The organism is Paractinoplanes brasiliensis (assembly GCF_004362215.1).
Classification (GTDB): Bacteria; Actinomycetota; Actinomycetes; order Mycobacteriales; family Micromonosporaceae; genus Actinoplanes; species Actinoplanes brasiliensis.
The window spans coordinates 3,017,717-3,039,482 of sequence record NZ_SNWR01000001.1; the positions used below are offsets into that span (position 1 = coordinate 3,017,717).

The 21,766-nt window shown below is 70.4% G+C and carries 16 protein-coding genes and 2 pseudogenes; 9 read left to right on the forward strand and 9 right to left on the reverse strand.

The genetic code is table 11. From position 1 onward, the window contains the following. Positions 1-32 precede the first annotated feature (32 nt). Together C8E87_RS13425 and C8E87_RS45490 are read left to right on the forward strand one after the other, a co-directional pair. Complete coding sequence (locus C8E87_RS13425) at positions 33-1,724, forward strand: ISAzo13 family transposase (RefSeq protein ID WP_133873407.1); 1,692 nt, start codon at positions 33-35, stop codon at positions 1,722-1,724. Between the two features lie 156 nt (positions 1,725-1,880). Then, positions 1,881-2,258 (forward strand): annotated as a pseudogene (locus C8E87_RS45490) (helix-turn-helix domain-containing protein); the annotation flags it as partial. Positions 2,259-2,310: 52 nt separating this feature from the next. Here C8E87_RS45490 and C8E87_RS13435 read toward each other — a convergent pair. After that, entirely contained in the window at positions 2,311-3,777 is a 1,467-nt protein-coding gene (locus tag C8E87_RS13435) for a glycine hydroxymethyltransferase (protein WP_133873408.1), read from the reverse strand. 166 nt (positions 3,778-3,943) lie between these two features. Here C8E87_RS13435 and C8E87_RS13440 point away from each other — a divergent pair, with 166 nt between their 5' ends. Both C8E87_RS13440 and C8E87_RS13445 read left to right on the forward strand, forming a co-directional pair. After that, positions 3,944-5,494: a cation:proton antiporter gene (locus C8E87_RS13440; protein ID WP_133873409.1), complete on the forward strand. Its 1,551-nt coding sequence runs from the start codon at positions 3,944-3,946 to the stop codon at positions 5,492-5,494. A 176-nt stretch (positions 5,495-5,670) separates the two neighbouring features. Continuing rightward, positions 5,671-6,588 (forward strand): intradiol ring-cleavage dioxygenase, encoded by a 918-nt coding sequence (locus C8E87_RS13445; protein WP_133873410.1) that lies wholly within the window; start codon positions 5,671-5,673, stop codon positions 6,586-6,588. A gap of 150 nt (positions 6,589-6,738) precedes the next feature. Here the strand turns inward: C8E87_RS13445 and C8E87_RS13450 are convergent, their stop codons facing one another. Together C8E87_RS13450 and C8E87_RS13455 are read right to left on the reverse strand one after the other, a co-directional pair. Next, entirely contained in the window at positions 6,739-7,974 is a 1,236-nt protein-coding gene (locus tag C8E87_RS13450; RefSeq protein WP_133873411.1) for an SLC13 family permease, read from the reverse strand. Between the two features lie 9 nt (positions 7,975-7,983). After that, entirely contained in the window at positions 7,984-8,319 is a 336-nt protein-coding gene (locus tag C8E87_RS13455) for an STAS domain-containing protein (protein WP_133873412.1), read from the reverse strand. A 418-nt stretch (positions 8,320-8,737) separates the two neighbouring features. Between C8E87_RS13455 and C8E87_RS13460 the strand changes: the two genes are divergently transcribed. Beyond that, a complete protein-coding gene (locus C8E87_RS13460; protein WP_133873413.1) occupies positions 8,738-9,553 on the forward strand; it encodes an RNA polymerase sigma factor SigF in 816 nt (271 codons plus the stop codon). Between the two features lie 49 nt (positions 9,554-9,602). Here the strand turns inward: C8E87_RS13460 and C8E87_RS13465 are convergent, their stop codons facing one another. Next, positions 9,603-11,204 carry a glycoside hydrolase domain-containing protein gene (locus tag C8E87_RS13465; RefSeq protein WP_133873414.1) on the reverse strand — a complete coding sequence of 534 codons (1,602 nt, stop codon included), beginning with the start codon at positions 11,202-11,204 and terminating at the stop codon, positions 9,603-9,605. A gap of 153 nt (positions 11,205-11,357) precedes the next feature. Between C8E87_RS13465 and C8E87_RS13470 the strand changes: the two genes are divergently transcribed. Both C8E87_RS13470 and C8E87_RS13475 read left to right on the forward strand, forming a co-directional pair. Further along, on the forward strand, positions 11,358-12,017 hold the full coding sequence (locus tag C8E87_RS13470; RefSeq protein ID WP_133873415.1) for a DedA family protein: 660 nt from the start codon (positions 11,358-11,360) through the stop codon (positions 12,015-12,017). Between the two features lie 32 nt (positions 12,018-12,049). Further along, a complete protein-coding gene (locus C8E87_RS13475) occupies positions 12,050-12,685 on the forward strand; it encodes an HAD-IA family hydrolase (RefSeq protein WP_239080384.1) in 636 nt (211 codons plus the stop codon). Here C8E87_RS13475 and C8E87_RS13480 read toward each other — a convergent pair. Genes C8E87_RS13480 through C8E87_RS13490 form a run of 3 tightly spaced genes read right to left on the reverse strand, consistent with a single transcriptional unit; the run spans position 12,682 to position 17,062 of the window. Beyond that, positions 12,682-13,632 (reverse strand): Dyp-type peroxidase, encoded by a 951-nt coding sequence (locus C8E87_RS13480; RefSeq protein WP_133873417.1) that lies wholly within the window; start codon positions 13,630-13,632, stop codon positions 12,682-12,684. The genes C8E87_RS13475 and C8E87_RS13480 overlap by 4 nt on opposite strands. A gap of 45 nt (positions 13,633-13,677) precedes the next feature. After that, positions 13,678-14,799, reverse strand: coding sequence for an NHL repeat-containing protein (locus C8E87_RS13485; protein WP_203720766.1), 1,122 nt, complete (start codon positions 14,797-14,799; stop codon positions 13,678-13,680). Between the two features lie 7 nt (positions 14,800-14,806). After that, entirely contained in the window at positions 14,807-17,062 is a 2,256-nt protein-coding gene (locus C8E87_RS13490) for a phage holin family protein (protein WP_243755147.1), read from the reverse strand. Between the two features lie 126 nt (positions 17,063-17,188). Between C8E87_RS13490 and C8E87_RS13495 the strand changes: the two genes are divergently transcribed. Beyond that, complete coding sequence (locus C8E87_RS13495; protein ID WP_239080380.1) at positions 17,189-18,400, forward strand: glycoside hydrolase family 18 protein; 1,212 nt, start codon at positions 17,189-17,191, stop codon at positions 18,398-18,400. Here C8E87_RS13495 and C8E87_RS45495 read toward each other — a convergent pair. Both C8E87_RS45495 and C8E87_RS13505 read right to left on the reverse strand, forming a co-directional pair. Further along, positions 18,397-19,362: a LamG-like jellyroll fold domain-containing protein gene (locus C8E87_RS45495; RefSeq protein WP_239080379.1), complete on the reverse strand. Its 966-nt coding sequence runs from the start codon at positions 19,360-19,362 to the stop codon at positions 18,397-18,399. The two genes, C8E87_RS13495 and C8E87_RS45495, sit on opposite strands and share 4 nt — an antisense overlap. Positions 19,363-19,484: 122 nt before the next feature. Next, positions 19,485-20,780: an NAD(P)/FAD-dependent oxidoreductase gene (locus C8E87_RS13505; RefSeq protein ID WP_133873419.1), complete on the reverse strand. Its 1,296-nt coding sequence runs from the start codon at positions 20,778-20,780 to the stop codon at positions 19,485-19,487. Between the two features lie 469 nt (positions 20,781-21,249). Here C8E87_RS13505 and C8E87_RS13510 point away from each other — a divergent pair. Next, positions 21,250-21,750: pseudogene (locus tag C8E87_RS13510) on the forward strand (SigE family RNA polymerase sigma factor); the annotation flags it as partial. Positions 21,751-21,766: the final 16 nt, after the last annotated feature.

Genomic DNA, 21,766 nt, shown 5'->3' on the forward strand with positions numbered 1-21,766 from the left:
TAGCTTGCGGGATTGCTGCTCGTTGATCTGTTATGTCGGTGACGGATGAGACGCGGTCGATGTTGGCCGCGAAGTTCGAGGTGATCTTCCCGCACCTGGATGAGCGGCAGCGCCGACTCCTGATGGCGGCTGAGGCCCGGATACTCGGTCATGGAGGCATTCGGGCGGTGGCCCGGGCTGCCGGGGTCCGCGAGGCGACGGTATCGGCCGGCGTTGACGAGCTCGACGCCGGTGCGCAGCCGTTGGGGCGGGTCCGCCGGCCCGGCGGCGGCCGGAAACGAGCCGCTGAGCTGGATCCGGGTCTGCGGCCGGCGTTGCTCGCGCTGGTCGAGCCGGACGAGCGCGGTGATCCGATGTCACCGCTGCGGTGGACCACCAAATCGACCCGAAAACTCGCCGACGAACTCACCCGAGAGGGCCACCGGGTCAGCGCGGACACCGTCGCCGACTTACTGCGCGACGAGGGATTCAGCCTGCAATCCAACGTCAAGACCATCGAGGGCCGGCAACATCCGGACCGGGATGCACAGTTCAACTACATCAACGAGCAGGTCACCGAGCACCAGCAGGCCGGCGACCCGGTGATCAGCGTCGACACCAAGAAGAAGGAACTGGTCGGACAGTTCACCAACGCCGGCCGGCAATGGCGCCCTACCGGCGAGCCGGTCGCCACCCTGACCCACGACTTCCCCGGCGACAGCGACGGCAAAGCAGTGCCTTACGGCGTCTACGACGTGGCCGCCAACACCGGCTGGGTCAACGTCGGCACCGACCACGACACCGCCACGTTCGCCGTCGAATCGATCCGCCGCTGGTGGACCGCGACCGGCCGCGACGACTATCCGCAGGCCTCCCGGCTGTTGATCACCGCGGACGCGGGCGGCTCCAACGGCTACCGCACCCGGGCATGGAAAGCCGATCTCGCTGCCCTCGCCGCCGAGACCGGACTACAGATCACGGTATGTCACTTTCCGCCCGGCACATCGAAGTGGAACAAGATCGAGCACCGGCTGTTCTGCCACATCACCATGAAATGGCGCGGCCGGCCGCTGACCAGCCACGAAGTCATCGTGCAGTCCATCGCCGCGACCACCACCAGCACCGGTCTGCGCGTTCACGCCCAGCTTGACACCGGCACCTATCCCACCGGCCGCACCGTCACCGATGCCGACATGACCGCCCTGCCACTGGCCCGGCACACCTTCCACGGCGACTGGAACTACACCCTGCACCCGCCAGCCATCCCGGCCGACCCAGCCAGCCGGGAACAGCATCCCGCCAGCTCAGAAACCGAGATCATCGCTCTGTCGGATCCACTGCTGACCGGAATGAGCCAGCACCAACTCGGCGAACTGACCGATCACCTCGACGCGCTCCACAACCAGAACGACCAGGAGAAACACCAACATCGCCGACAACAGGCACTCGCCGCCGGCAAGAAGCCACACCTTCCGAGATCCGGACGCCCACTCCAACTCGGCTTCCCGGACCGGGTCCTGGCCACCGTCCTGCACCTACGACTACAACAACCCCACGACGTCCTTGCCGTGCTGTTCGACTCCCACCGCAGCACCATCCGCCGAGCCGTCACCGAGATCCGGCAACTCCTCCACCAACACGGCACCATGATCACCCCAGCTGCGCTACCAGCAGCCGCCACAGCACTTCTCCGCACCGCAGCCAACCAGCACCAGACAGTCATGGAGATCAAAGCAGCGAGTTAAAAACCCGCACCGCCTAAGCACGTGGGCAAAGGTTCTGTACGTAACGGCCTGGGCTAAGACTTGCCCGGCAAGATGGACATAGCTACAGAAAAACCTCGTCGTGGGTTCGGATCAAGTTTCCACACCAGCCCGAACCCCGACGAGGTCACCACCAGTATGCGCCCCGCGCACATCTACGCCCGCATGCCCGCCGAGCAACACGCCGAACTGATCACCGCTCTGCACGGCCCCTGGCGCACCGCTACCCGCATGGCCATCGTCGTGCTCTCCGCCGCAGGCTGGTCGGCATCCGAGACCGCCGACCTGCTGCACAACGACCCCGTCACCGTCCGCCGCTGGATCGCCCGCCACCAGCACGAAGGACTCGCCGGACTACCCGACCGGCCCCGCAGCGGCCGACCCCGCAAAGGCAGCCCCCGTCTCGGCGAACGCCTCCACCGGCTTCTCATGATCCCCAGAGCCTGGACCACCGCCGCCCTCTGGCGCTCACTCGGCCGGCCCCAGATCAGCCTATCCACCCTGCGCCGCCGCATCTGGGGGTACTGGTCCGGGCCGGTTTGGTGTGGCGGTTCGTGGTGGACAACTGTCAGCCGAGGTCGACCGTCGGGTAGAGCGGGAAGCCGGCCAGCAGTTCGTGGGCCTGCTTGTGGACGCGGTCGGCCACGGCCGGGTCCAGATGGAACTTGGCCTTGGAGGTGGCGTCGGGGGTGGTGCCGGCCAGCACGGTGTGGATCAGCTCGGCGATCTGGTCCATTTCGGCCACGCCGAGGCCGCGGGACGTCAGGGCCGGGGTGCCGATGCGGATGCCGGAGGTGTACCAGGCGCCGTTCGGGTCCTGGGGGATGGCGTTGCGGTTGGTGACCACGCCGCTGTCCAGCAGGGCCTGCTCGGCCTGGCGGCCGGTGAGGCCGAACGGGTGCACGTCGATCAGCACGAGGTGGTTGTCGGTGCCGCCGGAGACCAGCTGGACGCCGCGCTTGGTCAGGCCCTCGGCGAGCGCCTGGCTGTTGGTGACGATCTGCTGGGCGTACGTCTGGAAGGACGGCTGCCGGGCCTCGGCGAACGCGATCGCCTTGGCCGCCATCACATGGGCGAGCGGGCCGCCGAGCACCATCGGGCAGCCGCGGTCGACCTGGCCGGAGAGTTCGGGCTGGGCGAACACGGCGCCGCCGCGGGGGCCGCGCAACGACTTGTGGGTCGTCGTGGTGACGATGTGCGCGTGCGGGAACGGGCTGTGATCGCCGGTGAAGACCTTGCCCGCGACCAGGCCGGCGAAGTGCGCCATGTCGACCATGAACGTCGCGCCCACCTCGTCGGCGATCTCGCGCAACGTCGCGAAGTTCACCTTCCGGGGGTAGGCCGAGTAGCCGCCCACGATCACCAGCGGCTTGAACTCGCGGGCGGTCTCGCGCAGCGCCGCGTAGTCGATCTGACCGGTGGACCGGTCGACGCCGTAGCTGCGCTGGTCGAACATCTTGCCGGAGATGTTGGGCCGGAAACCGTGGGTGAGGTGGCCGCCCGCGTCGAGCGACATGCCGAGCATGCGCTGGTTGCCGAAGGCCTGCCGCAGCTCGGCCCACTCGGCGTCGGTGAGCTCGTTGATCTGGCGCTTCTCGAACTTCTTGAGGTGCGGCACCTCGACCCGGTCGGCCAGGATCGCCCAGTACGCGACCAGGTTGGCGTCGATGCCGGAGTGCGGCTGCACATACGCGTACGGGGCGTCGAACAGGGCCTTGGCGTGCTCGACGGCGACCGACTCGACGGTGTCCACGTTCTGGCAGCCGGCGTAGAAGCGGCGCCCGATCGTGCCTTCGGCGTACTTGTCGGACAGCCAGTTGCCCATGGCCAGCAGCACGGCCGGCGAGGCGTAGTTCTCACTCGCGATGAGCTTGAGCGACTCGCGCTGGTCGTTCAGCTCCTTGGCGATCGCGTCGGCGATGCGGGGCTCGACGGACCGGACCACCTCGAGGGCGGAGCGGAAGGCGTGGGATTCGGCGTTCAGCGTTCCATCTGGGGTTGCATTCTGTTTTCCGCCGCGGTCAGACACAGTCATGGGACCTCTCTATCACTGTGCAGAGGCCCAGGCGCACGGCAGGTCGGCCCCGCCGGAAAGAACAGGGACGGGACCGCTCCCCGATGGTTGACCACCTTGACGCGCCAGTCACGGCCCGCCGCTGAGCATACCCGGCGCGCCGGCCCCGAGCACTAGCCTGATCATCGTGAACGGCGTGCAGATCCTGCTCATCATCGGTCTGGGCATCTTCGTGTCGTCGATGGCCCGGCGTCGTGGCGTCGAACCCGGGATGATCATCGTGGTACTGGCCGCGGCCGCGTCGTTCATTCCCGGGGTGCCGCGGCTGGAGCTGGACAGCGAGGTCATTCTCGCGATCGTCATCCCGCCGCTGCTCTACTCGGCCACCCGCGGCGCCTCGTTCGCGAACTTCGGGGCCAACCTGCGGGCGATCTGGGCGCTCGGCGTGGTGCTGGTCGCGGTCACCTGCGGCGCGCTCGGGTTCCTGTCGTCGTGGCTGATGCCCGCGCTCGGGCTCTCGGTCGCGTTCGTGCTGGGCGCTGTGCTGGCCCCGCCGGACACGATCACGACGGTGTCGCACGGTGACGAGATCGGCTTGCCGAAACGGGCGACCTCGATCCTCACCGGCGAGAGCCTGGTCAACGACGCCACCGCCCTCACCCTGTTCAGCATCGCCGTGGCCGCGGTCAACGGTGAGCACACCAGCTGGTCGGGCGGCCTTCTCGAGTTTCTCCGTACGGCGTCGATCGGGCTCGCCATCGGCGCGGCGCTCGCGTTCGTCGCGCTGTGGATCCGCAAACGGCTGCACAATCCGACCCTCGAGACGTCGCTCGTGCTGCTCGTGCCGTTCACCGCGTTCCTGGCCGCCGAGCAGGCGCACGCGTCGGGCATCCTCGCCGTGGTCATGGCCGCCTTCTCGATCAGCGTGAACCTGACCCTCGACCCGAAACACCAGTACCCAGGCGCGTACCTGACCCGGTTGCAGGAGGAGCAGGTCTGGCGGGTGCTGGACTTCCTTCTCGAGACGTTCGTGTTCGCGTACATCGGCCTGCAGTTGAAGTTCGTGCTGCGGGAACTGGCCGATTCGGCGGACCCGGGGCTGGTCCGCACGCTGGTGGCGGCGGGTGTCCTGCTGGTGGCGGCGATGGTGCTGCGGATGGCCGGGGTGTTCGTCATCTTCGGGCGGTGGCGGCTCAAGGAGATCGGGACCAAGCGCCGCGCCGAGTCGGACGAACGGTTCCGGGCCCGCTATCAGCGCCGGCGGGAGCGGCACGAACGCGGCGGCGGGCAGCCGTTGCCCGCGCCGACCACCAAGGAGATGGTGCTGGTCGGCTGGACGGGCATGCGCGGCATCCTGACGCTGGCCGCCGCGGCCTCGATCCCCGAGCACACCGCGTCGGGCGAGGAGTTCCCGGGCCGCGACGCCATTCAGGCCATCGCGCTGCTGGTCACGCTGGGCACGTTGCTGCTGCAGGGCACGACGATCGCGTGGCTGGCCCGCAAGCTCAAGTTCGACCTGCGTACCGAGCGGGCCGAGACCGGGAAACTGCGGCAGTACGGCCGGCAGCTGGCAGCCGAGGCGGCGGCGCGGCCCGCATCCGACGTCGACGCGTCGTTCGAGGCCCAGCGCCTGGCGCTCGGCAAGGCGGTGCGCGACCGGCAGCTGCCCGAGGAGATCGCCCGCGAGCTCATCGAGGACGTCGACCTGCGCCAGGCCGCCCGCCACACGGGCTCCTAGACCGTCGCGACGGCGGCTGGACAAAGCGGGCCACCGCCGGTGAACGGTTGTCGTCGCGCCGGGCCGACCGCCGACCGCCGGTTGCCGGGGCGGTGGACAGCCGGCTCAAAGCAAATGCACAAGAACCGGTCCTACGGTGAGTTCCGAACGGGTCACACCACGATAGGAGCGAACCGATGGCGCACGGCACCGGGCCGGTTTACCAGGGACGACGGCTCCCACGGCCGGACGAGGAGGTCGTCGATCAGGGGCTGGGCTTCGACCTGGGCACGCTGGTCAACCGGCGGCATGTGCTGCGCGGGCTCGGCGTCGGCGCCGCGGTGCTGGGGCTGGCCGCGTGCAGCGACGACTCGCCGTCCGGGACGGCTTCGGGCACGGCGACCGGTGAGATCCCCGACGAGACTGCCGGGCCGTACCCAGGGGACGGGTCGAACGGGCCGGACGTGCTGGAGCAGAGCGGGGTGGTCCGCAGCGACATCCGGTCGAGCTTCGGCACGGCCGGCGGCACTGCTCAGGGCGTACCGATGACCCTGGAGCTGACGATCCTGGACATGGCCGACAATGATGCGCCGTTCAAGGATGTCGCGGTCTATGTGTGGCATTGCGATCGGGAGGGGCGCTACTCCCTCTACTCCGAGGGCGTCACCGACCAGAACTACCTGCGCGGCGTCCAGATCGCCGACGCCTCGGGCAAGGTGCGGTTCACCAGCATCTTCCCGGCCTGTTACACCGGGCGGTGGCCGCACGTCCACTTCGAGGTCTATCCGGGCCGGGCCGACATCACCGATTCCACCAAGGCCATCGCCACCTCGCAGGTCGCGCTGCCCAAGGACGTCAGCGACAAGGTGTACGCCACCACGGGCTACTCGTCGTCGGTGAGCAACCTGAGCCGGCTCACGCTGGCCTCCGACAACGTCTTCGGCGACGACGAGGCCGCCCTGCAGATGGGCGCGGTCTCGGGCGACGTCTCGAGCGGGTTCACGGTGACGTTGACCGTGAAAGTGGACACGACCACCCAACCGAGCGGTGGCGGGGCGCCTGGCGGAGCCGGCGGCGGTACCGGGGGCACTCCGCCGACCGGTCAGGTTCCGTAACCAGTTTTACTTGCCTGTAACAACCGTATCGACAAGACTGACTGCGTCGGACGCACCCCGCCGCCGAATCCCCCACCGGATCACCTCGGCCGTTCCCCGGACCGATACCGGCGCGGCGGCGAGGGTGCGTTCCTGATCCCAGCCCGCGCCTCAATCCGCGATGCCCGCGAGGCGCAGGCTCACCCACAGCGCCAGCACGCCGGCGACCAGCGCGGGCGGCACGGTCAGCACGCCGAGCCGGAGGAAGTCGCGTGGGTGGGGCGCCGCATCGTGGGTGTGCAGGATCTGCCGCCAGAGCAGGGTCGCCAGCGAACCCACGTACGTCAGGTTCGGGCCGACATTCACGCCGATCAGCATCGCCAGCAACAACCCCGGCCTGGCCTCGACCACCGGCAGCAGGGCGAGCGTGGCCGGCAGGTTGTTGAGCAGGTTCGCCAGCACCGCGCCGAGGAACGCGACGGCCAGCAGCCCGAGCAGGTCGGCGTGGTGGGGCACGATCGCGGCGAGGAAGCTCTCGAGGCCATGCTGCTGCACCGCGAGCACCACCACGCCGAGCGCGAGCACGAAAGCGCAGAACGGCAGGTTCGCCTCGCGGATCAGGGTGCGCGGCGGCACCCGGTGGGGCACGGCCAGGAAGGCGGCGCCGGTCACCGCGCCCCAGGCCGGGTGCACCCCGAGGGGGTGGACGACAGCGAAGCCGGCCAGCGTGAGGCCGAGCACGGTCAGCGCGTACGCCGGGGCCGGCCCGTTGCCGGCGTCGGGCCGGGGCTGCTCGCGCACCCGCAGGTCGGCCCGGAAGTACAGCCGGAACACCAGGTACTCGACGACGATCACGGCCAGCCAGGGCAACGTCATCAGCCCGGTGAAGGCCAGAAAGCCCAGGCCGCTGGCGGCGAAGGCGAGCAGGTTGGTCAAGTTCGAGACGGGCAGCAGCAGCGACGCCGAGTTGGCCAGGTGGGCAGAGGCGAACGCGGACGGCCGGGCGCGGGCGCCGACCCGGGCCGCGGTGGCCAGCACGACCGGGGTCAGCAGCACCACGGTGGCGTCCAGGCTGAGGAACGCGGTGGTCAGGGCGGCCGTGACGAAGACCGCGACGAGCAGGCGCGGCGGGTCGCCCCGGCTGATCCGGGCCGCGGCCCTCCCGGCGTACTGGAAGACGCCGTGTTCATCGGCCAGGTGGGCGAGGAGCAGGATCGCGGCGAGAAAGCCGACGGTCGGCCCGAGCTCGCGGAACTCGGCCCACGCGTCGTCCCACGACACCAGACCGAGGGCGATCGCCAGGGCGGCGGCGGGTACGGCGGCTACGGCCTCCGGCAGGCCACGCGGGCGCACCACGGCGAAGACCAGCACTGCGGCCAGCAGAACCGCCGCGACGATCAAGGACACCGCCGCAGGTTACGAGCCCGACGACCCGTCCGCAGCGTCGAAGAGGCCTTGCACACCTGAGACGGTCAGCACACGAGCGACCCCGCCCTTGGCGTTGACGACGCGATAGCGGGCGCCGCGCGCGACGGCCTCGTTGTAGCCGTCGATCAGCGCGCCCAGCGCCTCGGAGTCGATGAACGTGACATCGGCGAGGTCGACGGTCACGCTCGGATGCTCGCGGAGCGCCTCGACGATGGCGAGGCTGAGGTCGTCACGCGCGTTGATGTCCAGATCACCGCTGGGGCGCAGGACCGTCGCGGTCCGGTCGTCCGCGCGTTCCTGGCCGATCTGGTAGGAGTCCGCCACGGGCGCATTTCTACCAGGCCCGAAGGGATTCGGCCCGGGAAGCCGGCCCGGACGTGCTCGGTGAGATCGGTTCGATACCGACCGGCCCGCGGCTTCCCGGCCAAGTCAGGTTTGAACCGGCCCCTGCGGGTCATCACAGGATCCGTACGGTCCCACCCGCACCGCTCCGGCATCGACGCCCCTGAGCGCCCAGAAGATCATTCTCGGTACTCTTGCTATAACGCAAAGTAACTCATACTTTCGGCTAGTCTTTCTTGGCCCTGTCGGCTAGGTTGGTCATAACCGAACGGCCACGTGTGTGCGGCCGGCGGAGGTCGCATCGATCACCGTCAGCCGGCAGATAGGGACACCCCGACCGACTGGGTCCAGCAAGACGAGGACCGGCTCTCCGGAACAGGTGCCAGGGAGGACCACTGACATGACCGTCACCGAGACCACCAGCACAACGCAGGCCGAGACGCTTCCGGCCGCGGCCACCGCGCCCGCCGACAGCGCCGCCGAGCTGCTGAACGCGATGGCCGCGATGCCGGCCGGCCACCCGTCCCGCGCCTCGCTGCGCGACCGGGCGATCGAGGCGTGGCTGCCCCTCGCCCGTCACCTCGCCCACCGCTACTCCGGCCGCGGCGAGCCCACCGACGACCTCATCCAGACCGCCACGGTCGGCCTGATCAAGGCGGTCGACAAGTTCGACCCCGAGCGCGGCGTCGACTTCGCGGGCTACGCGATCCCCACCATCATCGGTGAGATCAAGCGCCACTTCCGCGACCGCACCTGGTCGGTCCGGGTGCCCCGCCGGCTGCAGGAGCTGCGCCTGGCGATCACCGAGGCCAACGCGACGCTCACCCACTCGCTCGGGCGCTCGCCGACAGTCGCCGACGTCGCCGCCCACCTCGGCGTCACCGAGGAAGACGTGCTGGAGGGCCTGGAGGGCGCTCGCGCCTACAACGCCACCTCGCTGTCCACCCCGATCAGCGCCGACGGCACCACCGAGCTGGGCGACACCCTGGGCGGGGAGGACTCCGAGTTCGAGCTGGCCGAGACCCGCGTGGCCCTGGGCCCGGCGCTGGCCACGCTCGACGAGCGCGAGCAGAAGATCCTGACGCTGCGCTTCTACGGCAACCTGACCCAGTCGCAGATCGCCGACCAGATCGGCATCTCGCAGATGCACGTCTCGCGCCTGCTCACCAAGGCCCTGACCAAGCTGCGCGGCCAGCTCGCCGCCGACACCCTGTAAGACCCCCGACTTTCATGGCCGGCCCGGTTCGGGCCGGCCATGCGTGTTTCTAGGCGAGCGGGGCGATGCCGCCGAAACCGTTGGCGAGGCGGAACGGGGCCCGCAGCGAAGTGCCCGCGCCGGGCAGCAGCACGAGGGCGCCGGTCGGCTTCTGCACGGCGGCCAGGTCGGGGAAGCCGTCCCGGTCGAAGTCGCCCACGCCGATCACGTCGCGCAGGTCGCCGGCCGCGACGCCCAGGGACAGGCGTTTGCCGGTGAAGCCGCCCTTACGACCCGTCCACAGATAGAGCTTGCCGTCCGAGTCGAGCCGGGCGGCCAGGTCCGGGAAGCCGTCGCGGTTGAAATCACCGGCGCCCGCCAGCTCGGTCTTGCCGGCCCAGCCCGCGCCGACCACGCGAGCGCCGCTCAGCTTGGCGCCGGACTGCCCCGCGTACAGGTAGAGGAAGTTGCCCCGGGAGATGGCCAGCAGGTCGGGATAACCATCGCCGGTGAGGTCGCCGATCGCGGTGATCTCACGGAGCACGTGAAAGCCGGCGCCGACCTTCTTGCGCGGGCCGAAGCCGGTGGCCGTGGCCGGATAGAACCACAGCTCGCCGTTGGCGTGGCGGGCCACCACGTCCTCGCGGCCGTCGCGGTCCAGGTCGCCGATGCGCACGACCGCGGTCATCGAGGCGAAGCCTGTGCCCAGCGTGCGCCGCTGGTTGATGTCGACCAGCGAGCCGTTGCCGGAGAAGGCCGACATGACACCCGTGGACGACCGGCCCAGCACGTCGGCCCAGCCGTTGCCGGTGACGTCGGCCGCCTTGGTCCTGGGCAGCGGCGCGAAGTCGACGTAGTTGTTGTCGATGTTGATCGTGACGCCGCCGTGCGTCTCCTTGTGGCCGCCGCGGTACTGCTTCATACGCCGCTTGCCGGGCCAAACCGTCGCCGGGATCAGCGGGTCGGAGAGAGTGACCTTCTGGTCCCAGCGGGCGAAGTCCACGTAGTCGGGGCGGGTGTAACCGGGCTTGGTGTAGTTGGCCACCTGGTGAGCGATGCCCGACGCGGCGCTGGAGTAGAAGCCGGAGAAGTAGCCGTTGTCGTGCAGCCGGGCCGTCCAGCCGTTCATGAACGCGAGCACACCCTGACGGCAGGCGGCGTCGTCGGTCCGGTACGACTCCATGTCGTAGATGATGATGCTCTCGCGGGCCAGCCCGAGCGCCTGGGCCTTCGCGACGGCGTCCGAGGCGGCGACGCGGCCCTGGGTGTCGGCGGTCGCGTTGTCGATCAGCTTGCGTCCGCCGCCGATGGTGGTGCAGGTGGCCTGCGGCCCGACGTACAGGGGCAGCAGTTTCCAGCCGGCCTGCACCTGCTCCTTGACCCAGGCGCTGGTGAGCTGCGGCTGGGCGCACCCCCGGTTGACGCCACCGATGTAGATGCCGATTGCCTTGTACGGCGACTTGGCCCGCCACGCCTTCATCGAGGCGCTGGGCGGCGCGGTGCAGGCGTCGAACGCCTCACCGGTGAAGCTGCCCGGTTGCACGGTCGAGAACGTGGCGGCGTCGGCACGGGTCAGCGCGAACGACGACATGCCGGCCACCACGGCGGCAACGAGCACGCTGATCGCGATTTTGCGGGGCGAAAGGCGCAGGCGCGCGGGCAGACGAGACATGACGGCCCAGCAAACCAACCCTGCCCCGGGCCTGCCTCCACCGAACGGACGGTCTGCCGTGCCCGGCCGGCCAACCGAACGGAATCGCCTCGCCGACAGTTCAAGAGTGACTCCCCAGGTTTCGTCCGGCCTGTCCCGGCTACCGTTGAGCCGATGCCACCTCAAGCCGACCTCCCCGGGCTCCTGAACGGGGTCGCCCCGATCCTCGACCGATGGGGTTACCTGGCCATTGCCGGGGTCATCGGTGTGGAGAGCTTCGGGGTGCCCGCGCCCGGCCAGACGATCATGGTGGCCGCGGCCATCTACGCCGGCGCCGGGCGGATGAGCATCTTCGCCGTCGCGGCCCTCTCGTTCGTCGCGGCCGTGGTCGGCGACAACATCGGTTACTGGATCGGTGTGCGCGGTGGCCGCAAACTGGCGCTGCGCTGGGGCAGGTACGTGTTCCTGACCCCCGAGAGGCTGGCCCGCGCCGAGGGCTTCTTCGCCCGGCGCGGCGGCCGGGTCGTGGTGATCGCCCGCTTCATCGACGGGCTGCGCCAGCTCAACGGCGTGATCGCCGGCATAACGGCGATGCCCTGGCGGACCTTCCTGCTCTACAACGCCATCGGCGCCGCCCTGTGGGTGGGCGTGTGGACCACCGTGGCGTACCTGTTCGGCACCCACCTGGTCGAGATCATCGAACACGCGCACCGATACCAGTGGCAGGCGATCGCCGTGGGCGTGCTGGTGGTGGCGACGTACGTCATCCTGCACGTGCGGCACATCCGCCGCCGCCGCGCCCGGCAAGAAACGGTGGAGGAAGCGGCCGCCTGACAGTGGCGCCGCCGGAACCTATGGAGACATCTGTGCCCGATACCGGCCCCGAGCCGTTCGACATCACGACCGTACGGGCGATCCTGTTCGACATGGACGGCACGCTGGTCGACTCCGACGGCGCCGTCCTGCGGTCGTGGCTGTCGTGGGCCGCCGAGTACGGGGTCGACGGCCAGGAGGCGTACGAGATGGCGCACGGCAGCCCGAGCGCGACCACCGTACGCAAGCTCCTGCCGCACCTCGACGAGGCCGCCTTGGTGGTCGCTTCGGCCCGGCAGCTCGAGCTGCAGTACGACGACCTCTCCGACGTGCGCCCGACCCCTGGCGCCCGCGAACTGCTGCTGCAGCTCACCCGCAAGGGCCTGCCGTGGGCCGTGGTCACCAGCGCCGACTCGCGGCTGGCCAAGGCCCGGCTCAACGCGGCCGGGATCGTCGCCCCGGTGCTGGTGACGACCGACGACATCGCGGCCGGCAAGCCCGACCCGGAGGGCTACCGGCGGGCCGCGGAGCTGCTGCAGGTCGACCCGAAGGACTGCCTGGTGGTCGAGGACGCCGAGGTCGGACTGCAGGCGGGCCGGGCCGCGGGCGCACGCACGGCGGCACTACGCGGACTCGACGGCGACCTGCGGCTGCGGACACTGGCCGACCTGGCCACGCTGCTCGGTTAGTCGGGCAGATCGTCGAGGAAGCCGGCGGCCGGGACGAAGAACAGCGACCCGGTCAACGGGGTGGAGAAGTCGAGGATGCGGTCGTACGTGCCGTACGGCTCGCCCAGGAACATCCGGCGCAGCATCAGCTCGGGGATGTCTGGGGTGGCCGCGTACGCGATGTAGTACGTGCCGAACTGCCCGTCCTTGACCGAACCGAACGGCATGTTGTCGCGCAGGATCTTGAGCTCGTTGCCGTCCGCGTCCTCGACCACGTTGAGGGCCAGGTGCGAGTTGGGCGCCTTCACGTCGTCCGGCAGTTCGACGTTGTCGAGCTTGGTGCGCCCGATCGCCGCCTCCTGGTCCTCGACCTTCAGCGCGTTCCACGCCTCGAGGTCGTGGACGTACTTCTGCACCATCACGTAGCTGCCGCCGGCGAACGGCTCGTCCTCGTCGCCGACGATCGCGGCGTGCCGGGCCTTGACGCCGGTGGGGTTCTCGGTGCCGTCGACGAAGCCGAGCAGGTCGCGCTCGTCGAAATACTTGAAGCCGTGCGTCTCGTCGACGATGTCGCCGGCCCCGCGCAGCCGCTCGGCGATCTTGGCGGCCAGCTCGAAGCAGACGTCCATCTGCCCGGCCCGGATGTGAAAGAGCAGATCGCCCGGGGTCGACGGCGCGGTGTGCTTGGGACCCTTCCACGATCGGAAGCGGTGCAACTCGCGCGGGCGGGGGCCGGTGAACAGCCGGTCCCACAGGTCGGAGCCGATGCCGGTGACGCAGGAGAGCTGAGCCGCGGGCAGCCGGAAGCCGACCGTACGCTGCAGCCCGCTCAGATCTTCCAGCAGGTCGCGGACGGTGGCCTCGCCGCCGGGACGGACGGTGGCGACGAGAAAGATCGCGGCATCGGTGAGCGGCGCCAGCACCGCCTGCGACTCGACGGTCGGCGCCACGGAACGAGGGGCGGTCATGGTCGGCAGTCTAGGATCTCGGACCGGCTTTCCACAGGGCCGAGATCAGAAGGCCGCGAAGCGGTGCCGGGCCCGGCCGTCGAGGGTGGTGAAGTCACCACCGGCCTCGATCGTTCCGGCGACACGGTTCACACTCAGCACCCGTACGCCGATCACCCCGTTGGCCTTCGGCGCCCACGAGGTGAGCTGCCCCTTCGACGTCACCGCGGCCAGCTTGAGCCGCCGCCGCGACCCGTCGACGCATCCGCCCTTGACGCCGTTGCGCTCGGTCAGGCAGGCGTTGTCGAAGTGCCCGCCGACATAGGTGATGCCGCCCGTGGTCGCGATCGCCGTCGCGTCCCCGTCGAACACCCGCTGCCAGCGCACGGCCCCGGTGTAGCTGTACGAGATGGCCCGGCCGCCCACCCCGGCCGTGGCGACGTGCACCCCGGTGGGGTCGAGTGAGATCGCGCGCACCTCGGCGGGCACCCGCGGCCGGAACACCGGGTCGACCTTTCCGCTGACGGCGTTGACCGAGGCCAGCCGCAGCGTGCCCTTGACCGCGCCGACGAAGTGGAAGCCGCCGCCGAGGTAGACCCGCGGGCCGGCGACCGCGATCGCGTGCACGGTGTCGTCGGCGACCGGCCGCCAGCGGGTGTCGAGCTTGCCGGTGGTCAGCGAGAACGCGGCCACGTTGCCCCGCTTCTCGCCGGCGACGTGGGTGAAGCTGCCGCCGAGGTAGAGCCGGCCGTTGCCGCTGGCGAGCGTGTACGGCGTACCGGAAAGGGTGTGGCGGAACGACCGCACGGCGCCGTCGGTGGGGTGAAGCCGGACCAGGGAGTCACGGCGCTCGCCGCTCACCGTGTGGAAATCGCCCGCCGCGTAGACGCTGTCGGAGGTGGCCGCCAGGGCCCGCACGACCCCGTCGGCTCGCGGCGACCAGTCGAGGAGCTTGCCCGTACGGGAATCGAACGCGGCCAGCCGCTCGCGCGGGTAGGTGCGCCCGTTCGCCGTCGCGGTGGTGAAGGTGCCTCCGACGTACGTCGTGGCGCCGCGGTGCGCGACCGCGTAGACGCCCCCGTTGAAGGTAGGTGCGGAAGAACGTGCCGTAGGGCTCACTGCGGGGGCGGCGGCCGCCGGCAGAAGTAGGGCGGCCAGGGCCAGAAGGACAAGCGGGAGTCGCGGCACACCGTGCTTAACCGTCGCGCGTCCGGGAAAGTCTCGGTGACCCCGGCGACTCGAAGATCTTTTCTGGGGCCTCATGCTCCAGCTGTTTGTCGTGGGCCTCGCGCTCCAGCTGTTTGTCGTGGGCCTCGCGCTCCAGCTGTTTGTCGTGGGCCTCGCGCTCCAGCTGTTTGTCGTGGGCGTTGTGCTCCAGCTGTTTGTCGTGGGCGTTGTGCTCCAGCCGCGCCACCTCGTCGGCGGCCGGCGTCCGGGTCCGCAAGCCGAGCATGGCCAGCCATTCGACCAGCTGGTGATGCACCGCGTCGGGTCCGTCGAGCTCGGCCCCGGTCACCGGCCAGCGCGCGGGGTGCACCAGCACGGCCTCGGTCTGCCAGCCGCCGAGCCCGCCGTGCGAACCGACCAGTTCCTCGAACGCCGCGACCTCCTCGGTCACCGAATCGACGCAGCTGATCAGCACCAGGTCGCCCACATGCGCGGCCTCCTGGTGGCGCAGCAGGTCGTGACGAGCCTTGGGCCCGTACGGGATCAGCGGGTCGACGCCCTCGACGACGCCGTCACGCAGGTGATGGACGCCGGAGGTGCCCAGCGCGATCGGCCCGTCCTCGCCGCGCACGATCACCAGGCCGATGCCCGGATGCGCTGCCAGGCCGTGGATGAGCCGGGGATACTCGCGGTCGATGGCGGCCCTGTCCAGCCGCTGCTCGAACTTGGTCAGGTAGACCAGGGCCAGGTTGCCCGACGACACCACCAGCAGCGGGGGCACAGGCGGCTGGGGGAAGTCGGGTTCCCGCGTCGCCTCGGACTCGGCCGGCGACTCGGGCGCCTTGACCTCGTCACCCGCCGAGAACCGCTCGACCACCCGGTCGAGGCTCTCGCCGTAGCGCTGGCGGAACGTCGCGCCCTGGCTCTGCCCGTGATCGGAAAGCACCACCAGGTGATAGCGGCGGGCCGCCTCGGGAGCGAGCCGTTCCAGCACCCCGAGCATGCGGTCGAGGCTTTCGAGCTGGCGCATCGACTCGGGCCGGGCCGGGCCGGCGTGATGGGCCACCTCGTCGTAGTCGACCAGGTCGCAGTAGATCGCCGGGGCGCCGCGGGCCATCTGCTCGGCGATCAGCGACACGTTCACGTCACGCAGGAGCATAGACGCCGGGCGCAGGGCCAGGAAAGCGCCTGACCGGCTGACCCGGGGCTGCAGGTTGCGGCGGCGCTGCAGCCGGGCCTGGTGCAACTCGGTGATCACCTCGCCCACACCCAGCACGAGGGCGCGGGTGAAGCCGTACGGGGAAGCCATGAACGCCGCCCACCCCCGCGCGGACCGGCCGGGCAGCGCCGCGTGGCTCACCGTGAGGAGGCTGACCGCCGCGTCGCCGCTGAACGCGTTGCCGATGCTCACCCCGCCGTCGCGCAGCAGGCCCCGGCCGTCACTGAGCCGGGGCTCGAGCACCGCGGCGTCGCGGGGCCGGTTGGTCACCATCAGCTTGCCGGTGTCCTTCTCGAACCACCGGAACGCCGGGATCTGGCGGGTCGCGCCGTGCAGGATGCCGGCCTGCGAGGCGGGCGTGGTCGACGGCAGGCCGGTGTGCCAGCCCCGCATGCTGTGGCTGCCCGAGCGCAGCCAATGACCCAGGGTGGGCAGGTTGCCGGCCCGCACGGCCCAGCGCAGCACCGGCTCCGACAACCCGTCGAACTGCACCATGATCAGGCCCGGCTCGGTGCCCTGCCGGGGACGGCGGAACGTGACGACCGGGCCGCCGGCCAGCCGGGACTGACGGCGGCGGACGCCCCGCATGAGCCGCCGCGCTTCGCGGACGAACGTGTCGTCGGACCCGCTGTCGGCCATCCAGTCGACGATCGCGGCGAACACCACGGCCAGGATCGCCGTGCCCACCAGCGACGGCAGGCCGCTGATCCGGTCGGCCGGGTCGATCTCGAGGGCGACCACGATGACCACGATCTGCGCGATCAGGCCGAGCAGCATCGCGCCCCAGCCGCCCAGCGCGGTGATGCCGAGCAGCAGCAGCGGCCGCAGCACCGCGCCGACCCCGGCGACGATCGCCACCAGGCCGAGGGTGTCGACGACGTCGTTGCTCTCCACGCCCGGCATCAACCAGAGGGTGACGGTCAGCACGACGAAGGTCACCAGCGCGCTGCGCAGCACCGCCTGGAGCCGGGTGAGGATGCGGCGCCAGCTCAGCAGCGCACGCAACTCGGCACGCCAGCTGCGGGCGACCGGAGCGGCGGAGGGCTCGTGCGGGCTGATGGCCACCGGAAAACGATCGCACAGCCCGAGCCGGAGGTGGACGACGGTGCCTCGAATCACCCGCCCCGGCGGATACACCCGGACGAGTGATCACTTGCGGCGCGCTTGGCCGGTCCGGATAGCTTCGGAGCGGTGCGCGCCCGATTCGTCTTGATCATCCTTGTCCTGCTCGGACTCGCCGGCTGCGGGTCCGCCGACGACGAGCCCGCTCCCGCTGCCGCCGCGCCCAAGGTGGTCGGCTACTTCACCGGCTGGGGGACCTACGCCCGCGACTTCCAGGTGAAGGGCCTGGACACGAGCGGGGCCGCCGGGCGACTGACCCACCTGCTGTACGCCTTCGGCAAGGTCACCGGGGGCAAATGCGCCGTCGCCGACCGCTGGGCCGACCACGAGAAGCCGGTCGAGGCCGGGCAGAGCGTCGACGGCGTCGCCGACCAGGTCACCGACCCGGCCCGGGGCAACATCGGGCAGCTGCGCCGGCTCAAGGCCCAACACCCCGGGCTCAAGGTGCTGTGGTCGTTCGGCGGCTGGACCGGGTCGGGCGGCTTCACCCAGGTGGCGCGGGACCCCGACACGTTCGCCCGGTCGTGCCACGACCTGCTCACCGACCGCCGCTGGACGGGCGTCTTCGACGGCATCGACGTGGACTGGGAATACCCGAACGCGTGCGGGATGAGCTGCGACAGGAGCGGCCCGGAGGCGCTCGGCCGGGTGCTGGGCTCGCTGCGCACGGCGTTCGGACCCGACGCGGTGATCACTGCCGCGGTGCCCGGCGACTCCTCGAAGCTGGAGGCCACCGACTACCGGGCGGCGGCCGAGCACGCCGACTGGCTCAGCGCGATGACGTACGACTACTTCGGCGCCGGTGGCGAGGCGGCGCAGAAGGTGCAGAAGACAGCACCGCATTCACCACTGACCGCGTACCCGGGCATTCCGCGCGAGACGTCGACCGCCTCGGCCACCGTCGAGAAACTGCTCGCACTGGGCGTCCCGCCGGAGAAGATCCTGCTCGGGGTCGGCTTCTACGGACGCGGCTGGACGGGCGTGACCAGCGCGGAACCGGGCGGGGAAGCGAGCGGTCCGGCCGCCGGGCGCTACGAGAAAGGGCTCGAGGAATACGAACACCTGATCAAGCGCTGCCCGCCGACCGGCACGATCGCCGGCACCGCGTACGCCTCCTGCGGCGACCAGTGGTGGTCCTACGACACCCCGCAGACGATCAAGACCAAGATGGCGTACGCCCGGAACAAGGCCCTCGGAGGCGCGTTCGCCTGGGAACTCTCCGGCGACACAGCCCAATCGGACCTGCTCACCGCCGTGTCGGACGGGCTGCGGCGCCCCTAGCCGATCTGCACCCAGACGTTGTCGAGGGCGCCGTTGAACTGGTCGTTGTCGGCGTACGCGCCCTTGCCGCCGATGCTCATCGGGCGGTTGTTGGTCACCGACAGCCTCGGCGGAATCCCGATCCGGCCGCGCAGCACGTTGTCGACCCACACCGAGAGCGTGCCGCCGATCCGCGCGCACCTCACCCGGTGCCATCGGCTGTCGGCCACGCTGACCACGCTGGTCGCCATCCGGATGCGCGGCGACCGATCCCCGACGAGCACACAGCTGGGCCGCCCGGCGACGCCGTCGATCTGCAGCTTCCACTGGCTGCCGCGGGTCGAATAACCCTTCTGGATCACGTTCTGGCCCTTGCTGGTCTGCGTCGGACGCAGAAAGACATCGGCGCCGTACGAGATGTTGCGGGTCCCGGGGTTGAGGTCGGCCGTCGACGGGGTCTGCAGGGCCACGTGCGGGCAGATCCGCTCCAGGCATCGCGGCGGGAAGAGCAGGGCGGAACCCCGGCCGTGGGCCACTGCCCGGACGGTTCCGCCGTGCCCCGAGATGATCCGCAGGTTGTGCCCTCGGCCCGACTCGTCGGCGATCGGGGCGGAACGGCCGTTGAAGGCGTAGCGCGCCATGAGGACCGGGACGCCGGCCGGGGTCGTCGCGCTGGGCGTGGGACCGACCGCCGGCGCACCCACATCCGGCCCCCCACTCCCGGCATCGCCGACGATCGCGGCGGGCCCCGTTCTTGCGGCGCGCTCGGCATTGAGGGCTGTTCCCACTTTTGCGGCGCGCTCGGCGTTGGGGGCCGGTCCCATTTTTGCGGCGCGCTCGGCATCGGCGGCCGGTCCCATTTTTGCGGCGCGCTCGGCATCGGCGGCTCGCAGGGTGCTCCCGGCCGACGCGGGAGCCGCGACGCCGACCACGACGACAGCCGAGGCGGCGACCACCATCACGCCGAGCCAACAAGATCGCATGACCGAATTATGGCTTGTTCCCGCTTTGCACCTATCCCCAAACCCCCGGCCAACCGGACGATCCCCCTCGCCTGAACGGACTAATCCTCCTTATAGGTGCCGAACCGGCATCACGCCGAGGCTCAGAGACTGGTTCGCTCGGGGGTGGAGCTGTCGAGGGGCACGGCGCGCCCGGGCACCAGGCCGAGCTGCACCCCCTGCCGCGGCAGCACAGCGTCCAGCAGCCAGTCCGCCGCCACCCGTACGCGGTTGCCCGGCATCGAGAGCAGGTGATAGCCCCGCGTCACCACCTTGGCGGCCAGGCCCGTCACCGGCACGCCGAGCGGGTCCGCGGCCGAGTCGAACCCGCCCAGGTCGACGACGAACCCCAGGTCGCCATGCCGGTACGGCCGTCGGCGGCCCTGCCCGTACGACGCCGCGATGTTCCTCGCCGCGGCGGCTCCCTGGCGTACGGCGTGCTGCGCGGTCATGCCGGTGAGCTCGCCGGGGCGGGTCAGGTCGGGCACCGCGGCCGCGTCGCCGATCGCGTACACGTCGGGGTAACCGGGCACGGTGAGGAACTCGTCCACCACGATCCGGCCGCTCCGCAGCGGCAGCCCCAGCCCCTCAACCACCGGGTCGGGGCGCACGCCGACACACCAGATCAGCGATCGCGTCGGCACGAAGTCGCCCGTGGACAGGTGCACCCCGTCCTGGGTGGCTTCCTTCACGCTCGTACGCAGCATGATTTCGACTCCCCGCCCGCGCAGCACCTCGTCGGACGCCGCGCTCAGGCGCTCGTCGAGCGAGGGCAGCAGCCGGTCGGCCGTGTCGAGCAGCAGCCAGCGCACCTTGCCGCGCAGTTCGGGACGCCGCCCCGCGAGCGCGTCGGTGAACAGCACCCCCTGCGCCGTCACCTCGGTGCCGGTGTAGCCCGCCCCGACCACGACGAAGGTGCAGCGCGCCAGCCGCTCCTCCTCGGTCGGCGCGTTCACCGCGAGCTCGATCTGCCGGGTGATGTGATCGCGCAGGAAAAGCGCCTCGGGGATGCCGCGGAAGCCGTGCGCGTACTCGGACACGCCGGGCACCGGGAGCAGCTTGTTGACGCTGCCGGCCGCGATCACCAGACGGTGGTAGCCGATCGTGCCGGGACGCCCCTCGGGGTCGCGATAGGAGATGCGGCGGTTGTCCAGATCGAAGCCGTCGGCCTCACCCAGGATCTGCCGTACGCCCGGAAGCGCGGCCTGCAGCGACACGGTGACCCGCCGCGGCTCGAGGATGCCCGTCGCCACCTCGGGCAGCAGCGGCAGATAGAGGAAGTAGTCGGTGGGGTTGACGATGACGATCTCGGCGCCGCCACGGGCGAGCCGGGACAGTTTGCGCGCAGCCGCGAACCCGGCGAACCCGGCTCCGACGATGACGATGCGGGGGCGTGCCATGCGGGTCCTCCGTTCCGGGCGCGCGAGACGCCCACCGTGCAGACCGATGCCCACCGACGCTACCGAAAACGCGCCCCGCCGGGTGTGGGCCCCGACACCATTACGCTCCGCACAAGATCAGAATCTCGCCATCCCAAACCCCCACCCTCCCGGGGCGACGGGGTGGACGTTACTGGGTGTCAAGTCGGGGGCCGGAGTTATCCACAGGGCGGACGATCGACCGTTCGGAGGACCCCCGATTTCGGCCGAACGGTTGTCGTCCGGCGTCCCCCGATTCCGCGTCTGACAAGTCGCCGGTCGGTGCCCACACGGGGAGGCATCGCGCGGTGTTTTGCTGGTCGGTGCCCACACGGGGTGGCATCGCCCGGTGCGTCCGAGGGTGAGGAGGGTCGACGTGACCGGCAGTGCGGTTCTTGGACCGCCTGGGTACGCTCACGTCTCCCTCGACACCTCGAACGGACACCTTCGAATGGACGCCCGTGAGGCCGACTATGCGCATTTCGTCCGTACACGGACGCACGCATTGTTGCGTTCGGCGTACCTTTTGACCGGCGACCAGCATCTCGCCGAAGATCTCGTGCAGGAAGCGCTCGCCCGCACCCATCGTTCGTGGCAGCGACTCGAGCGGACGGAGAACGCCGAGGCGTACGCCCGCAAGGTCATGTATCACGCGCAGGTGTCGTTCTGGCGCCGTCCCAAGGTCGCCGAGGTTCTGCCGGCCGACTACGAGCCCGATTCCCGGCTCGGCTCCGACGATCACGCCGACGCCGCGGTCGAGCGGCTGGTGCTGCGGCGGGCGTTGCTGACGTTGAGCCCCCGGCAGCGCGCGGTGATCGTGCTGCGGTTCTTCGAGGATCACACCGAGGCCGAGGCGGCCCAGCTGATGGGCGTGTCGGTCAGCACCGTCAAGACGCAGACCGCCCGAGCCCTCGACAAGCTCCGCGCCCTGCTGCCCGGCCTGAGCATGCTCACCGAGACGCCTGCGA

Bases quoted from the DNA above. Each gene is read 5' to 3' on its own strand.
- C8E87_RS13425 (WP_133873407.1), top strand. From the start codon at position 33: ATGTCGGTGACGGATGAGACGCGGTCGATGTTGGCCGCGAAGTTCGAG.
- C8E87_RS13435 (WP_133873408.1), bottom strand. From the start codon at position 3,777: ATGACTGTGTCTGACCGCGGCGGAAAACAGAATGCAACCCCAGATGGA.
- C8E87_RS13445 (WP_133873410.1), top strand. From the start codon at position 5,671: ATGGCGCACGGCACCGGGCCGGTTTACCAGGGACGACGGCTCCCACGG.
- C8E87_RS13460 (WP_133873413.1), top strand. From the start codon at position 8,738: ATGACCGTCACCGAGACCACCAGCACAACGCAGGCCGAGACGCTTCCG.
- C8E87_RS13465 (WP_133873414.1), bottom strand. From the start codon at position 11,204: ATGTCTCGTCTGCCCGCGCGCCTGCGCCTTTCGCCCCGCAAAATCGCG.
- C8E87_RS13470 (WP_133873415.1), top strand. From the start codon at position 11,358: ATGCCACCTCAAGCCGACCTCCCCGGGCTCCTGAACGGGGTCGCCCCG.
- C8E87_RS13480 (WP_133873417.1), bottom strand. From the start codon at position 13,632: ATGACCGCCCCTCGTTCCGTGGCGCCGACCGTCGAGTCGCAGGCGGTG.
- C8E87_RS45495 (WP_239080379.1), bottom strand. From the start codon at position 19,362: ATGCGATCTTGTTGGCTCGGCGTGATGGTGGTCGCCGCCTCGGCTGTC.
- C8E87_RS13505 (WP_133873419.1), bottom strand. From the start codon at position 20,780: ATGGCACGCCCCCGCATCGTCATCGTCGGAGCCGGGTTCGCCGGGTTC.